This is a genomic window from uncultured Microscilla sp. (assembly GCF_947493425.1).
Classification (GTDB): domain Bacteria; phylum Bacteroidota; class Bacteroidia; order Cytophagales; family Microscillaceae; genus Microscilla.
Genome location: NZ_CANLRP010000033.1, coordinates 25653 through 43211 on the forward strand (window position 1 = coordinate 25653; position 17559 = coordinate 43211).

Sequence of the window (17559 nt, forward strand, 5' to 3'; positions counted from 1 at the left end):
TTCGAGTAAATGTTTACCCTATTAATCATTGTAAACCAATGGCGTATATTAAATTTGTGTACTTGCTTTATTTTTCAAAGGGTTTCAGCTTTACGTCTAAACACGTAATTAAATAGTTTTTAAACTTATAAACATTTGATAACCGACCAACGGGAGCTCAACGAAGGTAATCAGTAATCAACTTTGACTAAAATCACTGTGGAGTATTGATATAACATATGTAATACTTAATACACTACCCCATAAGTCTCCTGAAAACCTTCTACCAACTGCCACAAGCCAGTGCCCAATATTGCTTTGGTTTGGGTAACAATATTTTCGGGAATTTTTTTATAAAAGGCCTGGGCAATGGCTCCCGCTATAGCTGCCTGAGTGTCGGCATCGCCCCCTAGCGAAATGGCAAGCCGTATGGTATGTTCATAATTGGTAGCATCCAAAAAAGCAATGATTGCCTCAGGCACAGAGCCTTCACAAGTAGCATCAAATTTATAGCCTGGGCGAATGTCTTTGATGGTGTCTTGCAAAGGATACTCATAAGTTTCTATCAAATACTCACGAATGGCCTCTTTGCTTTCGCCTTTGTTTGCCATAAACACCGCTGCGGCTACTGCTTGTGCGCCTTCTATCCCTTGCGGGTGATCATGGGTTACTTCAGCACTTGCCTTGGCTTCGGCGAGTACTTCTTCTAAGGTATCAAAAGCAAAAGCTACTGGGCTTACCCGCATGGCTGACCCATTGCCATAACTGTTGTAAGGAGTCATATCATCACTTTTAAGCCACTTCTGAAACCTCCCACCATACCCTCGATCTGGAAACCGCCTGCCATAGGCTTTAATGGTTGCCCCATAAGGTTGATGATTCATAATAGCATCAGCTACTGCCAAGGTCATCACCGTGTCGTCAGTAAAATTGTTATAACCTTCAAACAAGTCAAAATCTTCGCGTTTGGTATAGGCTCGCTCACGCTGCATGGCAGCATCATCGCGAATGGTCATTTTAGACAAACGATACAAGGCGTGGTTGCGCTTTTCACGCATAGAACCTATAATATCACCAGCAATGGCTCCTAACATATTTTTATAGTCTTTTTTAGTTGAATCTGCAAGATACAAGTGATTCATCACAAGTTTGTGGCTTTTGCTTCTTTTGGTGGGTAACCCATAAAAAAACACCACCCAAAACAGGCAGTGTTTCTTTTCATGAATGACTTGTCACTTATTGTTCAGTGCTTGTGGCTAACCATACTACCACTTAAGCAAGCAAGAAGCCCAGGTAAATCCACTACCAAAAGCAGCCAAACATATTACATCCCCTTTTTCCAAACGTCCAGCTTCGTCTAGTTCACTTAAAGCAATAGGAATAGTAGCTGCGGTGGTGTTTCCGTAGCGTTGAATGTTGTTATATACTTTATCTTCGTCTAAACCCATTTTACGACGTACTGCCTCTGAAATACGCAGGTTTGCCTGGTGAGGTACCAACATATCAATATCATCTTTGGTCATATTGTTGGCGTCTAAAGCCTCATTGATGGCTTCAGGGAAACGAGTTACCGCATGCTTAAAAACGGCGCTCCCTTTCATATAAGGCAGGTGTTTGCCCTCTTCTATGATTTTGGTAGACATGCGGTCTTTCAGGTTACTACCTGGGTGTTCCAATAGTAAGTCTTCGGCATATTTACCTTCTGAGTGCAAGTGGGTAGATAAGATACGGCTATCTTCGTTGTCGGTAGCTTGCACTACTGCTGCTCCGGCTCCATCGCCAAACAGTACCGCAAAGTCACGGTTACGAGTACTTTTTTCTAATATGTTGGATTGGATTTCAGAACCTACCACCAGTACATTTTTGTACATGCCACTTTTGATGAATTGGTCGGCAACTGATAGTCCATAAATAAATCCGGTACACTGGGTACGTACATCTAGTGCACCAATGTTGCGAAAAGGGAGTTCGCGTTGTAATAATACACCAGAACCAGGGAAGTTGTAATCGGGGCTAAGCGTGGCAAATACAATGAAGTCAATCTCTTCGGGAGTTACTCCTGCTTTTTCCATCGCTACTTCAGAAGCACGGGCCCCCATCTTAGATACAGTATCTTTGCCTTCGGTAAAAAAGTGGCGGGTTTCGATTCCCGAACGTTCTCGGATCCACTCATCACTTGTGTCCATGTATTTTTCCAAGTCATGGTTGGTTACCATAGTTTCGGGTACGTAAAACCCTAGACCTGCTATTCTTGAATAAGTCATATATCGTTAGTAAAAAGTGCAATTTCTTCCACAAATAAAACAATTAATTTGCAAAAGTAATGATTTAGCTGTTTTTAGTAGGCTAACTATACCCCGCACATCTTCCAAAAAAAGTGACTTATACAATATTTAATTCTAAAAATACAACTTAAACAAAATTATAAACCAGAAAAACCCTAAAAAAACAACAAACATACTTAAAAAAACAGCCCTTTGCTTTTTTTAAACAATCTATAAAAATATTCCTACAACCCTTTCAGTATTACAGCTATTTTGCCACTGGCAAGTATCCAGGTAACAATGCTTTTAGGTTTCATAAAAACCTTCTCTATATGCAAGTCGTGGATTGTGCCCTGCAAATGAACGCCTGGAGAAACCTTGTAGTTATTGAGGGCTTTCCTGGCTTCTTTAAGTGTTTCTTCTAGTTTGGCTTTTACAGGCACCTCAATAGCTGTTTTTATCTTTCGAATGATCCGGCGATGAAATAACCAATCGGCGATTTTTGCTAATTTATTGCGGGTATCTACACTAAAATCCAAGTCATTGATCACAATATTTTTTTGTTTGGCATCGTAGCTGGGTGTTCCTGATAGGTATACTGTTCCATTCAAGCTTCCCTTAAGTTGTGCCTGTATCACCAGCTTTTTGCCACTACCGTATAGGTTTAGACCTATTACTTTTACTTTGCGTTTACCACTGCGAAAGGTTTGATTTAGAAAATTCTTTTTTGCTAGTTTTATCACATAATTTTTATCAATGCTGCTTTGTAAATATATATTAAACTCGCTATTTAGTGATTTTTTTAAGGTGAGTTGAGGCAATGGTTGTTTTGGCAACGGCTTAGGCTTACTACCCACCAAAGCTGATGCATATCCCCTTACTCCTACTATTGTACTCAGTGTTTGATTACGAGTATTCATGGGGGTCATCATTAAGCTTTTGGGCTCTAACATCACCCAGGTATTGTGTTCTTCAGATACCAGAAAAGGCGCTTGTACTTCTTGCCATATTTTGCTCAACATGTGACGAATCTTTACCTGTTTTTTTATTTCTGCATCCAAGCGTTTACCAATGTACTTTAACTGACTATCAATTAGTTTATTGGCAAGAAAACTCATCGGAATTTTTATAGGCCCCAAATAAACCGCAGGCGCCTTGATCCATTGATAACCCAAAATACGAGTTGTGGTGTTCACCTGCCACTCGCCATCCAAGGCTATTTTAGTTGCCAACCTAATACGCATACCAAGGTTAGCAGTAGTAGATTTTTTGATTTTGAGCCCCAATATGTCAGTATCTATGCTCCCCTTGAGCCAAGTACGCACAGGTACCGTTACTTCAAACTGATCGCCATGCCACCCACGAATTAAAATAGGGGCTTGTTTCCAAACCTTCATCGAAAAGCTTTCTGCTCCAGTATAACTCAGGTTATTCAAAGCATATAAACTGCCTTTAATTTGCTGATTGACAGCATTTTGTAATACTGGAATAGGTATACTAATGGGCACACTTACAGTAGATAAGGTAGCCGGGGGCATTATATCGAGGTATTTTTCTACTGGTCCTTTGGCGTGTATACGTCTCGAACAACTCGTAAAAACCAGCAAAACAATCACTAAGAATAGCAAAATACGAGCAACGGGGAGGTTGATAATGGTTTTGGGCAAAGACATCATGGGGTTGGGGTATGCTTAGTTATGTGCGCTAAAATAATTATTATTGCAAAAAATTCCTTACAGAAGATGAATCATACCAATTTTATTTTAAGAAATGGCATTACTGGTTTGCTTGTTTTTATTGTAGCTGCTTTGGCAATGAGCTATACCATATCATTGAGCCCCAACAGCAAACTCAACCTTCAGGCACTATTGCTTGTCATAGCCATTCCTTCAGGCATTGCAGCTGGAATATTTACTGCTTTGATTTTATTATTCAAACAACAACCCAACTATTTAAAAGCGTTTTTGTGGATAGTAATCCAGGTGGTTATATTTATTGCTCTTACTGTTCGTTTTCTTTAAAATTCCCGTTAGTAATACAGCCAAGGGTAACTTCTACATTTTAGCCGCCTCATTTGACGAAAAATATCTAGGTTAAAATTGATTACCTTATTTTGACAACATCACTAAGAATTATTAGATTACTGGATTACGGTAAAGTTTCTGAAAGACAAATAAGTAAATGATGAACAAGAAAACAGCACAACGCATAGCCAAGGTGCAAAGGTTAAACCTCACCAGTCTCGATTTGTCTGGTTTGAAACTGACCGAAATACCCCGCGAGGTATTTACCCTCAAGCAACTCAAACAATTGACCCTTAAACACAATCAGTTGCCTGAAATTCCCAAGGAAATCATTTACTTACCCAACCTTATTTACTTAGACATTAGCCATAACCAAATCAAGGGGTTGCCCTTTCAGATGAAAGACCTGGCTACACTTAAGTACCTCAACCTTAGCCACAACTATATCAAAGAGCTACCTTATGAGGTGCAAGAACTTACCCAGCTCGAACACCTTGATTTTAGTTATAATCAACTCATTACGATTCCATCAGAAGTAGAAGCACTCGAAAACTTACACCACCTTGACCTTAGCCACAATACATTGATTAGCTTGCCTTCGGTAGTGGCTCAACTACCCAAATTACAACACTTGTTTGTATACCCCAACCGTATTCAAAACATCCCGGCAGAAATACTTCAGCACCAAACGTTGTTTAAAAAGAAACAAAATGCCTTAAAAAAAGTAAAAGACTTTTTCCGTGAAAACGAAGATTCGTTGTTGTTTATTTGTGAGGTATGCGAAGGTACTGGGTTTATGGGCAATAAAACTTGTTATGTATGCAAGGGAAAGGGCAGTTTTCGGAACATAGAGCTCCAGCATTTGGTAGAAGAGCTTAAAAAAATTACCCAAAGTCAAAACCGTAAGGCGCTTGAACAAGAAGAACTTAAAAAGCTCAAAGAAGAACTTGCCCAGGAAGTCAAACCTTCTAAAAAGAACAGTGGACCACCTGATAACCAGGAATATATGATCACCTTACAAAACTATGAAAAAGCGATTCATATTATTTCAGAGATTCTCATGCAGGAAGAAGAGCTACAAAATATGGTGGTATCGGAACTTAAGGAAGGCTACTTTACTGATGAATTGATGAAGCGCACCCATGAGGCACATGTAGATGACATAGGGGTACGCCGTGACTTGGCAAGCGAACGTATTTTACACAAAAAACAAGACATTGAAAAACTCAATCAAAAGCTAAAGCATATTTATACACACATTCAGTCACTTGGGCAAGCCCAGGCTTAGCAGATGTATTTTACATAAAAAGGTTACTTTATTCTATTAATTCGGATTTATTGCCATAATAATATCTTTTTAAATCAACATAGAACGTTATTTTCTTACATCAGGCAATAAGCATTATCAAAGTATTATAAAGAATATGAAAACCTTATTTCTCACCGTATACCTCCTGGCTATCAGCATTTCTCTGTCATTGGGTCAAACTATTAGTGGAGTAGTAAATAGCTACGCACGCGTTACAGCTATTAATACAGGTACCAATGTAGTTACCATAGACAACCTCAATGGGAGTATCATCGATTTTGATGCTGGAGAAAAAGTATTACTCATTCAGATGAAAGGGGTAACCATTGATGGTACCAATACTGCCACATTTGGCGATATATTGTCTTACAACAACGCCGGAAACTATGAAATGGCAAGTATTCAATTGCTGAATGACTTGGGGGGAGGTAGCTATGAGATTACCCTCAATAACATCAATCGTACTTATACGCCTGGCACACCAGGTGGCTATGTACAAGTGGTAAGCGTACCCCAATACACCAATGTAACCATCAATGGAACTGTTACTCCAGCTACCTGGAACGACTCACAAGGCACAGGTGGCATTGTTACATTTGAGGTAAGTGGCACACTTACACTGGGCGCCAATGTAGACGTAAGCCAACAAGGTTTTGGTGGAGGTGTGCCTAATACCACTGGCGATGGAGGTTGTATAAGAAGTACCGATTATGCCCGTAATGCGGGTAGTGGTGGGACATCTGATGGTACTCATCAAGCTCGTAAAGGCTTAGGAGTAGCCACTGAAATAAGTAACATGGAATACGGCAGAGCCAACCTTGCCAACGGAGGCGGGGGAGGCAATACTCATAATGCTGGGGGTGGCGGCGGGGGTAACTATACCGCTGGTGGCGTAGGAGGCATAGGTTGGCCTGGCTCTAGCGTTTGCTCAGGCAGCATTGCCAATGGAGGCGGTTTGGGAGGCATTGCCCTTGACTACAGCGCAGGCACCAACAAGGTATTTATGGGCGGTGGCGGTGGCGGCGGTCAGCAAAACAACAACAATGCCACGGTAGGTGGTAGAGGTGGAGGCATGATCATCATACGCGCCAATATAGTGACGACTAGCTGTGGGGGAACCTATGGCTTTTTGGCAAATGGTGAAGATGCTTCTATCACGGCAGGAAACGATGGCGGGGGTGGCGGGGGTGCCGGTGGTGCCATACTGCTTGAAGTAAACCAATACAACTTACCTTGTGCTATAGTAGCCCATGCCAATGGTGGTAATGGAGCCGATGTTGACGATGGCGCTGCACATGGTGGCGGTGGCGGTGGTGGAGTAGGTCCTTTACTCGTGAACAATCCCCCTGGTACACCAGCAGTATTTAGTAGCACTCCTGGTATACCAGGAAACGACTGTAATGCAGGAAGCCCAGGCTGCGACGCTACTGGTACTGATGGAGGAACCTGTAGTAGCTGTACTGATAGCGGCTGGACAGTGCCTGGTACCACAATACCTCTACCTATAGAGTTAGGCAAATTTAGTGTGAAATTAACCAGTCAAAATACTGTTGACATTCGTTGGGTAACTATCAGTGAAAAGAATACTTCACATTTTATCATCGAAAAAACAACCGACTTTCATACTTTTAGCCAAATAAGCAGGACTGAAGCGGTAGGTAACTCCATTATTTTACAACACTATTCGGCACAAGACAATTATCCTCACAGTGGTATCAATTACTACCGACTAAAGTCGGTTGATATAGATGGGGCGACCTCTTACTCAAAGTGGCAAGCAGTCAATTATCAAAACACCACACCAAGTATTGATTTGTACCCCAACCCAGCCAAAGATGATATTCGCCTGGTAGTTAAAACCGGACAAGTGTCTCCAATCACTGTATATGTAATTAATCAACTAGGACAAGGACAACTCAAACAAATAGGGCAAACCAACCAGACAATGCAGATACTTGTCAACAAATTGCCCGCAGGTATGTACACAGTAATGGTGGTATATCAACAACAAAAATTTTATAAGGCACTGATTATCAACAGGTAGATCAAAAAAAAGACAAACCCTAAAACTAGTTAGTTTTAGGGTTTGTCTTTTTTTTGATTATTACTACATATAGCATTATACCTGTACAAACTCTGTTACTTGAGTAGCTTCTGTAGTTCGATATTGGGCGGACTTAGGACGAAAACCCAGCAGTAATACATCATCTACCTGAGATTCATTCCCAGCAATCATCCAGTCTTTGAGCTCATCTCTCAATATGAGTTGTTGAATATTTCCTGGCTTTTTATAAATAGTATGTAGTTTTTTTATCAATCTACGTAAAGTATATTTTTTATTTTCTTTGCCTCCAAACTGGTCTCTGAAACCATCAGAGAACAAGTAGAAAATAGGCCATTCGCCTTCTTCAGAAAAATCTACGGTGTGTGCTGTAAAAATTATTTTATGTTTCCTTCTACTATTTTTATTCCCTCCTACCCCACACCTGTCACCAGCTATTATAAAAGATTCATCGTCTTTAATGTATACCATTTTATGATGTGCTCCGGCAAAAGTCAAGGTTTGCGCCTTGTCGTCTACACAAATCACGCCCATATCCATGCCATCATGGTTGTCGTTATCTTGTTGATGTAAGACTTTAGAAATTTCCGTATTCAGATAAGATAAAATTTTCTCTGGCTCTGTGACCTGTTTTTTATCTACCACATCGCGTAGCAAGGTATTACCTAACATTCCCATCATAGCACCTGGTACGCCATGCCCAGTACAGTCTGCCACTACTACAATTTTTTTATCTTTTACTTCAGATACCCAGTAAAAATCGCCACCTATAATATCACGGGGTTGATTCAACACAAAAAACTCATCAAACATATTCTTTACATCGTCAGCAACAGGTAACATAGCTCTTTGAATACGCTTGGCGTAACGAATACTTTCTACAATGGCTCGGTTTTTTTCAGCAATTATTCTTTTTTCTTGCCCTATCACCTTTAGTTTCAAACGCAACTCTAATTGAGCAATTACTTGGGCAGCCAAGGTTTTTAATGCTTTTTTTTGAGCTTCATCCAGGTCGCGTGGGCGTTGATCTATCACACATAATGTACCCAAATTGAACCCATCAGGGGTAGTGAGTGGCATGCCAGCATAAAACCTTACTTTGGGGTGATCTGCCACAAAAGGATTATCGTGGAAACGGTCGTCTTTAGTTGCATCTTCTACTACAAACAAATCGGGGGTATGAATAGCGTGCGCGCAGAAAGATAGCTCTCGTGGTGCCTCTCTAGGCTCAAGACCCACTTTGGCTTTAAACCATTGCTTATCTTCTGCCACTAAAGACATTAAAGACACAGGGGTTTCGCAAATGTGAGAGGCGAGCTTTACCAGGTCGTCAAACTCTTGTTCAAAACCTGTATCCATTATATTATAGCGATACAACGCTTCTAAACGTTTTGGTTCATCAGGAGTGATGGGAGCAATTTTCATTTTATCAGCTTTTTATTCTACTAGTTGATTTGTGATTGTATAGTTTGGTTGGTGGATACTCCACCTGGTTTGCCTGACATTAAAAGGTCAAGTTGTACACTGCAACAATCATACAAGAGTTGTGGTGCTCATAGTAGAACAACTAAATAAGTGAATAGTTTTCGATATTTTAAACAATTAAACCTCACCTAACAAAAAAATTGTAAAATACCCACAACTGAGCAATCAACGGCAGGTTGTGAGCTGAACAAATAAAAAAGGGGGTTAGGCTGTTTTTACGACTTCTCTTTCTTGTACAATTTTTGCTTTTTGTACTTGTGGTGACTTGGGGCAAAAACCCAGCAGTAACACATCGTCTATTTGAGACTCACCTGCTATACTCATCCACTCGGTCAGCTCATCTTTTAATAGTCTTTGCTGAACATTTCCTGGTTTTTGATGAATATGTTGCAAAGTTTTGATCAACTTACCTAAAGAATATTTTTTATTTTCTTTGCCACCAAATTGATCTCTGAAACCATCGGAAAAAAGGTAAAATATAGGTTGCTCTTCTTCTTCAGAAAAATCTATGCTATATGACGTAAACTCTGCTCCCTGCTCTTTTTTACTGTTTCCCCCTACTCCACATCTATCACCCGACACTATATAAGTTGCTCCTGCTTGTACATATACCATTTTGTGGTGCGCTCCGGCAAAAGTCAAAGTTTGGGCTTGGTCATCTATACAAACTACAGTCATATCCATTCCATCATTGTTATTGTTCTCCTCCTGGTGCAATACTTTAGATATTTCGACATCCAGGTAAGTCAAAATTTTCTCTGGGTTAGTCACTTGTTTCTTGTCTACCACATCACGCAGCAATGTATTGCCCAACATTCCCATCAAAGCACCTGGCACCCCATGTCCGGTACAATCTGCTACCACTACTATTTTTTTACCTTTTACTTCCGATATCCAATAAAAATCGCCTCCTATAATGTCACGGGGTTGATTAAAAACAAAGAAGTCGCTAAACAACTTGTGTACTTCATCAGTAGCAGGAAGCATGGCTCTTTGAATACGTTTGGCATAACGGATGCTTTCTACAATGGCTTGATTTTTTTCAGTAGCTTTTCTATTTTCGTGCGCAATGGTCTCTAACTTCAGACGTAACTCCAACTGAGCTATCACCTGAGAAGCCAAAGTTTTTAAGGCAGTTTTTTGAGCTTCGCTTAAGTCACGGGGGCGTTTGTCTATTACACACAATGTACCCAGGCTGAAGCCATCAGGGGTGGTGAGAGGCATGCCAGCATAAAACCTGATATCGGGGTTTCCGGTGACCAATGGATTGTCATGAAAACGCTCATCTTTGGTAGCATCTTCTACAATAAATAATTCGGGTTTGTGAATGGCATGCGCACAAAAAGCTTGTTCACGAGGGGTTTCTCTGGGTTCAAGTCCTACCTTGGCTTTAAACCATTGCTTATCTTCTGCTACCAGAGACATTAAAGAAATGGGCGTTTCACAAATATGAGAAGCAAGTTTGATCAAGTCATCAAACTCTTGCTCAAAATCTGTATCCATAATTCTATAGCGATACAAGGCTTTCAAGCGTTCTGACTCATTGTTAGTGATGGGAGCAATTTTCATTTTATCAGTTTTTTATTCTAAATAAGTTCGTTTGTGTTTGCTCAGTTGAATAGAAGGGATTGGTTGTAAGTATATAACAATAAACAAAGGAGGATGGTTATAAGTATTTTTACTTAGTCAATCAAGTGCTGTTACTCACTTAACTTTGTTTCCCCTTTCAGGCTCACCAAAACAATGTTCATCAGGTTATTTATTTAAAGTTGTATCCTACATTTTTTTAATAATTACTTACTGACCTTTCGCAGGTCAAAAATTTGTTTCATGTGAAAAAATAACACTCAGCAAAATACGCTTATAAAAAGCAGTGATTCGAGTATCTGTGAGCCATTACTTCCCCGAATCAAGTTCGGGATCATGGATTTTCTACAGGTAAAAAAGTAATCAAAAAACCTCCGAATCAAGTTCGGCTCGCAGCTCCGAGCTTGCTCTCGGAGAGTTCAAGCACCGCAGCTGTAGTTTGTTTCGCCTAAATCTGTTGCACTACGCCGAAACAGCTCAAACTCGCCTGCGGCTCAAACAATGATCTGTTTTTACGGCTTCGTTTCACAGATTCTTAACGGCAACAAACTAAGGCTGAGTCCAGCTGACGCACTCATAAACCAACACTGTAATTATTATTAAACAAAAAAAATCACTGCGAAAGGTCAGTTACTTATATATTTTTATGTAGAAACAGGTCTATAATCACAAATAGGGAGGTTTAGGAGCTAAACATATGTTGTCTATACAGTTAACCAGGCTTGATCATCACAAGTTGGCGAGGTTCGATGAATTCAAGGTTTTGGGCGACTACTTTAACAAAAAAGCACATGAGTGTTTTTACTCACAAACCATAAAGGTTTTTTACCTAGTATCAGTTATACTTATTTGGTAAGTGCATACACCCTATCTACCAACCACTTCCTTAGACGGTTAACTACTTGATTATCCATACAATCATATTGGTTTTTGAGGTTTTTTAGTATATTTACCATTCGGCAAAGTGCTCACTAATTTATGAGAAAGTTTATCTGGATTTTTTTAGTTTTGGTAGCTTCTGTTTTTATCTATCGCATTGCGGGCGATAAAAAAGAGAAAATGCCTCGTTTAGAGAATCGCTCTATTCAACGGGATCATGTGCAAGCAGTGAACAATACTGGCGAAAATACTGCCTTGAAAATTGACGAAAAAGCCACCTCACTGGCACTTATCTTAGGCGGCATGCCTTTCAATACAGCAGGCAATCAAATGGTTACCCGTATCTTTGATCAAAAAGCTACCAAAACCCACATTACTGCCATAGAGGGCATGTGGAAAACGCTTGAGGCTGATCGTTTGAAAAAGATGCGTACCTGGAGTTCTTCTGCGATCGATCATCTGAACAACACTTCGCATCAGTTAATATACCCTTTAAGTGGTCCCGATTTTTTACACGCTTATACTTTATTCCCCAATTGCGACGAGTACATATTGCTGGGAGCTGAGCCAATCGGTACATTACCTGCACTTAAAGACCTCAAAGAAAATGAATTGAATGCTTATTTGGGTAATGTAAGAAATGCCTTGCGTCTTTTCTCACAACGAGGATATTTTAGCTCTGTAGACATGCAACAGCATTTAAGTAAATTAGGTGTATTGCCTGTGCTGAATGTGCTGCTTGCCCGCACTGATAACCACATAAGTAATATAGAATATGTAACGCTGGATAAACAAAGCATAGAGACGGTGATTGATGAAAATAAAGCTGCTCAAGCAGAAAAAAACAACCTCAAAGGGGTAAGAATAGAGTTTTTGAATGTAGCAAAAACCAGAAAACAATCTTTGCTTTATATCCAAACTGACTTGAGTCAGGAAAAAAACCAGCAAGTAGTGACTCAACTAATGAATGCACTTAACCACCCTATTGCCATGCTAAAAACTGCTGGCTATTGGCTGCACCAACCTGGTTTTGCTACCTTACAAAAGGCAATTTTAGACCATGCCGAGGTGTGTGTACAAGATGACTCAGGTATACCACTACAGGCTTTTGCCAAAGATGCCCAAAGGTGGAGTTTATCGTTTTATGGCCGTTATGTAGGGGCACCAGCTATGTATAATAAGTTATACTACCAGAAAGGCTTGCGCCAAAAATACAATACACGCCAAAATATCAAAGCCCTGCCTTTTGCGTTTGGCTACCTAAAGCAAGGTGCCAATTTGTTGGTAGCAACGCGTAAAAAATAAGGAGACCTTGAAGTTTTTAAAATAGTCTGCACTTTATAGTGATACCAGGCAACCCAACTTATGACTTAGCATCATGGTCTACCAACTGGATAAATACAACGCATCACACCTTCTATAAAAACACAATTACAAACCAAAGTAGCTGCATAAACTATGAATTATGGATTGTTGAAAAACGACCGAAGTCCCTATATTATGGGATGGCTAAAAAGTGTACTAATTTTATTATGCACCATACAAATCACCAGCACTGCCTATGCCCAAAGCCGCAATCGGGCGCAAATAAAAGCGCGTGCCTGGCAATTGCTCAAAAAATATGATCCTAACGGATACGCTATAGTCAAAGCATATTATGATACTCCTGCATCGTTTCGAATAGGCAAAACCAGCGTGAGCCTGGGCAGTAATATAGATTTTGTAGCGTTTATGAACGGTGCCACCGACGCAGACATAGCCAAAGATCTCAACACAGTGGTACACGAGATTTGCCATTTATACACCCAACGTCTTGCTTACCAGACTTTGCGAAAAACACCACACCTTTATAATCGAAACAAACACTATTCTTTGTTTTTTATTCACACTCAACAATCGATATTGGTCACACAAACGCAAACTTTTCCAAGCAAAGAAATTGCCCAGATTGTACCCAAAGACCTACAAACATTCAGGTTTGCTACCTACATTTCGCCCTCGCAAAAAAGCCAGGGAACTCAGTTAGAAGGAGTGTATGGCTTGCTCGACGAGCTAAACGCCTATTATCAGGGAGCAAAAAACTCTATGAATTTGTATAATTATTATACTAAAGAAACCAAACAAACCCCTGCCGATTGGTTTAATTTTTTTGCAGAACTAGACGCTACTTACTATGCCTACCTAGAGTTTAAGTTTTATATTCTCAAATATATGATATGGGCTAAAAAACGTCACCAATTGGTATATATGGGCATTTTGGGCAACCATAGCTTCAAAAAAGCCTACAACGCCATAGACAAGGGGTTTGGAGAACTTATTGAACAATATTTTGCTTTGAGAAAAAAGATTTTGAACCAACTTAAAGAAAAAGGGCATAAGGTACGCGAAACCGAGCGCTATACTTTTATTGATAACAGAGGTAGGGGCAATTTTCGTAAACCTTATCAATTGCTTAAAACCGAGCTGGCAAAACCTGAATACCAACAAGTGATGCGCTTATTGAAATAAAAAAGAGGCTATCTCATAAGTCAAAGGCTACCAAACTTTATGAAGGAAAAACCTCTTTTAAGAAATTTTATACCTACCAGACTTTAAAAACCTGCCAGGTATGGCTAGTATTTAGAAGAATATTCTCCTAAAACCTATTATGAGACAGCCCCCATCAATTCCTCCCCTCGTACTCGCCAAAAATCACTTCTGAGTGTTTCATCATCTCGCGTATTTTTTTTTGGGTGCTTTTGGTAAAGGCATTCTTGATAAGAATTAATACTTGTAGTCTTTTGAGGTTGCCCATTTCTTTGGGCAACTGGGTTAACTGGTTTTCGTACAGGTCTAAACCCTGCAGTTGGGTAAGTTCGCCAAACTCTGACGGCAACGCTGTAAGCCTACAGTAACGCAAACCCACAATGCCTAAACGAGGCAACTGCTTAAGTTGTGAACAAACCATTTTGAGGTCTAGGTTTTCGTTGGCGCTTAGGTCTAGTGTAGTAAGGCTTTTGATTTTGCTTACTTCACTAGGCAACTTAGTCAGTTGATTTCCTACTAGGTCTAGAGTTTTTAGTTGCTTAAGCGAATGGAGATTGTCAGGCAACACCCAGATTTTGTTCAGCTTTTTGGCTGCCACCAACATTTGTATACGTTTGCTATTTAAACGGGTAATTTGGTTGTTGCCTAAGTCTAAGATTTCCAGGTTAGACAAGGTGCCCACCTCTTGTGGCAATGATATAAAGTGATTGTCAGATACATCTAAACTAAGTAGTTCTTTGAGGTTACCAATAGAGTTGGGCAAACCAATAAGTTCATTGCCTGACATTTCCAGGTACTGTAGTTTAGAAAGTTTACCTATAGACGCTGGAATGCGCTTGAGTTTGTTAAAGTGCAGGGTGAGTTTTTCAAGGCTTGACAGTTTAGTCACTACCTCTGGAAATACTTCAAAAGCGTTCCACTTGATATTAAGCTCTTTTAGTTTTTTGAGTTTTGCAAGGTTTTCGGGGAGGGTGGTTAGGTAGTTCCACTGCAAGTCGAGCACCCGCAAATGCTTAAGTTGGGCTATTTCTTCGGGCACATTTCTAAAATAGTTTTTGCCCAAGCGTAACACCTGTAGTTTTTTAAAACGCAAGACCCCCACTGGAAACTGCCTAAAATGATTGACTTCCAGCTCAAGGCTTTGGATGTTTTTGAATTGAAAAAGTTCTTCAGGTACTTTTTCAAGCAAGCGGTTTCTGAGCTTAAACTTAAATACACTGTCGGGGTTTTGTAGCGCTTCTTTGAGCGTAGTGTACACTTTTGCCTCTAGTAATTCATCTTCAGTCAAGAGCTTGGTCTGCCCCAGCGTTTGTGAGGGTAATAAAAACAGGCAAAAAATTGAGCAAACAAGTAAATAATGAATTTTATGATAATACATGGTTTGTATTTAATGGCTATACACAAAAATAGGTCAAGAATGAAGATTGTCAAGAATTTAGTTCATAAACTTGACTCTCTCAAACGACTAATCAATGAGCTTGTTTCACAGGTAGTCAGACTTATCAACAAAGCAAATGTGAATTGTGGATAACTTTTGTTAACTTCGACAATACAATTGTCGAGATTTCGAACATAAGGCTCACCCACCTACGGAGATAAAAACTATTCTACACTGGCAAATCATCACTATTGTCTTCCTTTTTTCCTGCACAACAAAGAACACTGGTAGGGTTCAAAGATAACCACAATCACACGTATGGTTATGCCAAAAATCCACGAAGGAATAGACAAAATAACTTTTCATTGGCACGGTAATCTTTCCTTACTATTCCTAAGTACAAAAATAGGTGCCTCTCTCTTTTTATTGTAGATGATGTACTATAAATCACTTTCTTCTGCGATAAAATAACCAAACAACTTCTCAGATTTTATATACAATGGATATTATACAAATACGGCAACAACTGGAGGGCCATCACCAGGAGAGTTTTGCCTGGGCACTCAGGTGTTGTAATGGTAATCGGGAAGAAGCAGAAGATTTGCTACAGTCGTCGTATTTGAAAATACTGGAAGAGAAAGCAAGGTACCGGCAACAAAAGGCACAATTTAAAACATGGCTTTTTACAATCATAAGAAATACAGCCATTGACTTTTACCGCAAAAAATCCCCTCACCTTATCCAGTTGAATGATGCGTTAAGTGGTCATATTGATCTGTTTACCCACCAGGTTGACGCAAGCCCACAAGATCAGGAGACACAGCTTATTTTTCAAACCATGCTTAAGCAACTGTCTGCCCAACAGCAACAAATATTGCACTTGGTGTTTTACCAGGACTTAAGCATAGAAGAGGCAGCAAAGGTTATGGGCATTACTACTGGCACTGCAAGAACTCATTATGAACGTGGTAAAAAACAATTAAGAAAAAGACTAAAACAGGCAAACCTCACCCGTGACTTGTTTTAAAATTTATATTTTACGACTCAATAAAAAATAATAAGTATGGCTGCTAAACCCTGGAAAGATTCCGAATTAAAAAACTTATTTAAACAACAAAAAGAAACAGAAGCTGGGTTTACCCCTGGTTTTGACAGCATTTGGGAAGCTACCTTGAAAGCATCGGAAATAAAGAAAAAAAGCAAGTGGCGGTTTTCTCTGGTAGCGGCGGGGTTGTTGATTGCCTTGAACATTGGTATTTATCAACTTGCCCAAAGCCCATCTACGGCTCCTATGCAAGCTACTCACATTAGTCAGTGGCAGGCTCCCTCTAAAGTACTGTTGCCTGCTACTTTGGCAAGCAATCAAGAAGCAGTAAAAGGTACTGTTAACACCAAGCACCAGGCAAAGTATAGTATTTCTGACTGGCAACCTCCTTCTGACGATTTGCTTCCTACTGGCGTTAATACTTATTACTAAATACAACAATATGAAAAAGTTTTTTACCCTATTTATTCTAGTATTGGGTTTGGTACAAATTGGTTGGGCACAACCACCCAACCAACACCGTAGCCGCCCCCGTCAGCCTCATTTAAAACAAGGTTTTTTCCCACCAGAAATGGTCATGCAAAATCAGCAAAAAATAGGATTGACTACAAGCCAGCAACAATATATCAGCAACGAAATGCAACGTACTCAGGCAGCGTTCAATAAGTTGCAGTGGGCGTTGCACCGGGAAATGGAAAAAATGCATACGCTTACTCAACAAACCAAGGTAAATGAAAAAGCAGCCCTTCTACAGCTTGAAAAAATACTTGCGCTTGAGCGCCAAATCAAAAAGCAGCAACTGAGGCTTATGATCAGGATTAAAAATCAGCTTACCGACAAACAAAAGGCAACACTTAAAAAAATAGCCCCACCACATCGTCATAAGCGCTAAATTTAGGCTTCTTGCCAAAAAATGCGTACCTTAAGACACATTGAGCCAAACGTTTGCCTAATTGATCAGGCAAACGTTTTTTATTCATTATTTTAGACTCCACTGCACGTTGTCTAAATCAAATTACCA

General features: G+C 39.9%; 14 protein-coding genes. 8 read left to right on the forward strand and 6 right to left on the reverse strand.

Features of this window, described 5'->3' with window-relative positions; genetic code table 11:
* Window positions 1-227: 227 nt before the first annotated feature.
* The 3 genes from Q0954_RS11225 to Q0954_RS11235 form a co-directional block, all read right to left on the reverse strand.
* The gene (locus tag Q0954_RS11225; RefSeq protein ID WP_299456867.1) at window positions 228-1121 is read right to left on the reverse strand and encodes an ADP-ribosylglycohydrolase family protein; all 894 of its coding nucleotides are present in this window, start codon (window positions 1119-1121) and stop codon (window positions 228-230) included.
* Between the two features lie 123 nt (window positions 1122-1244).
* The gene (locus tag Q0954_RS11230; RefSeq protein WP_299456869.1) at window positions 1245-2243 is read right to left on the reverse strand and encodes a 3-oxoacyl-ACP synthase III family protein; all 999 of its coding nucleotides are present in this window, start codon (window positions 2241-2243) and stop codon (window positions 1245-1247) included.
* Between the two features lie 245 nt (window positions 2244-2488).
* The gene (locus Q0954_RS11235; RefSeq protein WP_299456871.1) at window positions 2489-3919 is read right to left on the reverse strand and encodes a DUF4403 family protein; all 1431 of its coding nucleotides are present in this window, start codon (window positions 3917-3919) and stop codon (window positions 2489-2491) included.
* A 66-nt stretch (window positions 3920-3985) separates the two neighbouring features.
* Between Q0954_RS11235 and Q0954_RS11240 the strand changes: the two genes are divergently transcribed.
* From Q0954_RS11240 to Q0954_RS11250, 3 genes are all read left to right on the forward strand, one after another.
* Window positions 3986-4264, forward strand: a complete 279-nt coding sequence (locus Q0954_RS11240; RefSeq protein ID WP_299456873.1) for a hypothetical protein — start codon at window positions 3986-3988, stop codon at window positions 4262-4264.
* A gap of 160 nt (window positions 4265-4424) precedes the next feature.
* A complete protein-coding gene (locus Q0954_RS11245) occupies window positions 4425-5555 on the forward strand; it encodes a leucine-rich repeat domain-containing protein (RefSeq protein ID WP_299456875.1) in 1131 nt (376 codons plus the stop codon).
* 136 nt (window positions 5556-5691) lie between these two features.
* Complete coding sequence (locus Q0954_RS11250) at window positions 5692-7620, forward strand: T9SS type A sorting domain-containing protein (RefSeq protein ID WP_299456877.1); 1929 nt, start codon at window positions 5692-5694, stop codon at window positions 7618-7620.
* Window positions 7621-7695: 75 nt separating this feature from the next.
* Here Q0954_RS11250 and Q0954_RS11255 read toward each other — a convergent pair whose 3' ends face one another.
* Together Q0954_RS11255 and Q0954_RS11260 are read right to left on the reverse strand one after the other, a co-directional pair.
* Complete coding sequence (locus Q0954_RS11255; RefSeq protein ID WP_299456879.1) at window positions 7696-9063, reverse strand: GAF domain-containing protein; 1368 nt, start codon at window positions 9061-9063, stop codon at window positions 7696-7698.
* A gap of 264 nt (window positions 9064-9327) precedes the next feature.
* On the reverse strand, window positions 9328-10692 hold the full coding sequence (locus Q0954_RS11260; protein ID WP_299456882.1) for a SpoIIE family protein phosphatase: 1365 nt from the start codon (window positions 10690-10692) through the stop codon (window positions 9328-9330).
* A 996-nt stretch (window positions 10693-11688) separates the two neighbouring features.
* Here Q0954_RS11260 and Q0954_RS11265 point away from each other — a divergent pair.
* Entirely contained in the window at window positions 11689-12894 is a 1206-nt protein-coding gene (locus Q0954_RS11265) for a hypothetical protein (protein WP_299456884.1), read from the forward strand.
* Between the two features lie 153 nt (window positions 12895-13047).
* The gene (locus Q0954_RS11270) at window positions 13048-14097 is read left to right on the forward strand and encodes a hypothetical protein (protein ID WP_299456886.1); all 1050 of its coding nucleotides are present in this window, start codon (window positions 13048-13050) and stop codon (window positions 14095-14097) included.
* Between the two features lie 154 nt (window positions 14098-14251).
* Here Q0954_RS11270 and Q0954_RS11275 read toward each other — a convergent pair whose 3' ends face one another.
* Window positions 14252-15493, reverse strand: a complete 1242-nt coding sequence (locus Q0954_RS11275; protein WP_299456888.1) for a leucine-rich repeat domain-containing protein — start codon at window positions 15491-15493, stop codon at window positions 14252-14254.
* Window positions 15494-15992: 499 nt separating this feature from the next.
* On the opposite strand from Q0954_RS11275, the gene Q0954_RS11280 reads away from it, so the two are divergent.
* The 3 genes from Q0954_RS11280 to Q0954_RS11290 are packed head-to-tail and all read left to right on the forward strand — an operon-like array spanning window position 15993 to window position 17430.
* Window positions 15993-16520 (forward strand): RNA polymerase sigma factor, encoded by a 528-nt coding sequence (locus tag Q0954_RS11280; protein ID WP_299456889.1) that lies wholly within the window; start codon window positions 15993-15995, stop codon window positions 16518-16520.
* Between the two features lie 36 nt (window positions 16521-16556).
* Complete coding sequence (locus tag Q0954_RS11285; protein WP_299456890.1) at window positions 16557-16970, forward strand: hypothetical protein; 414 nt, start codon at window positions 16557-16559, stop codon at window positions 16968-16970.
* Window positions 16971-16980: 10 nt separating this feature from the next.
* Window positions 16981-17430 carry a Spy/CpxP family protein refolding chaperone gene (locus Q0954_RS11290; protein WP_299456891.1) on the forward strand — a complete coding sequence of 150 codons (450 nt, stop codon included), beginning with the start codon at window positions 16981-16983 and terminating at the stop codon, window positions 17428-17430.
* Window positions 17431-17559: the final 129 nt, after the last annotated feature.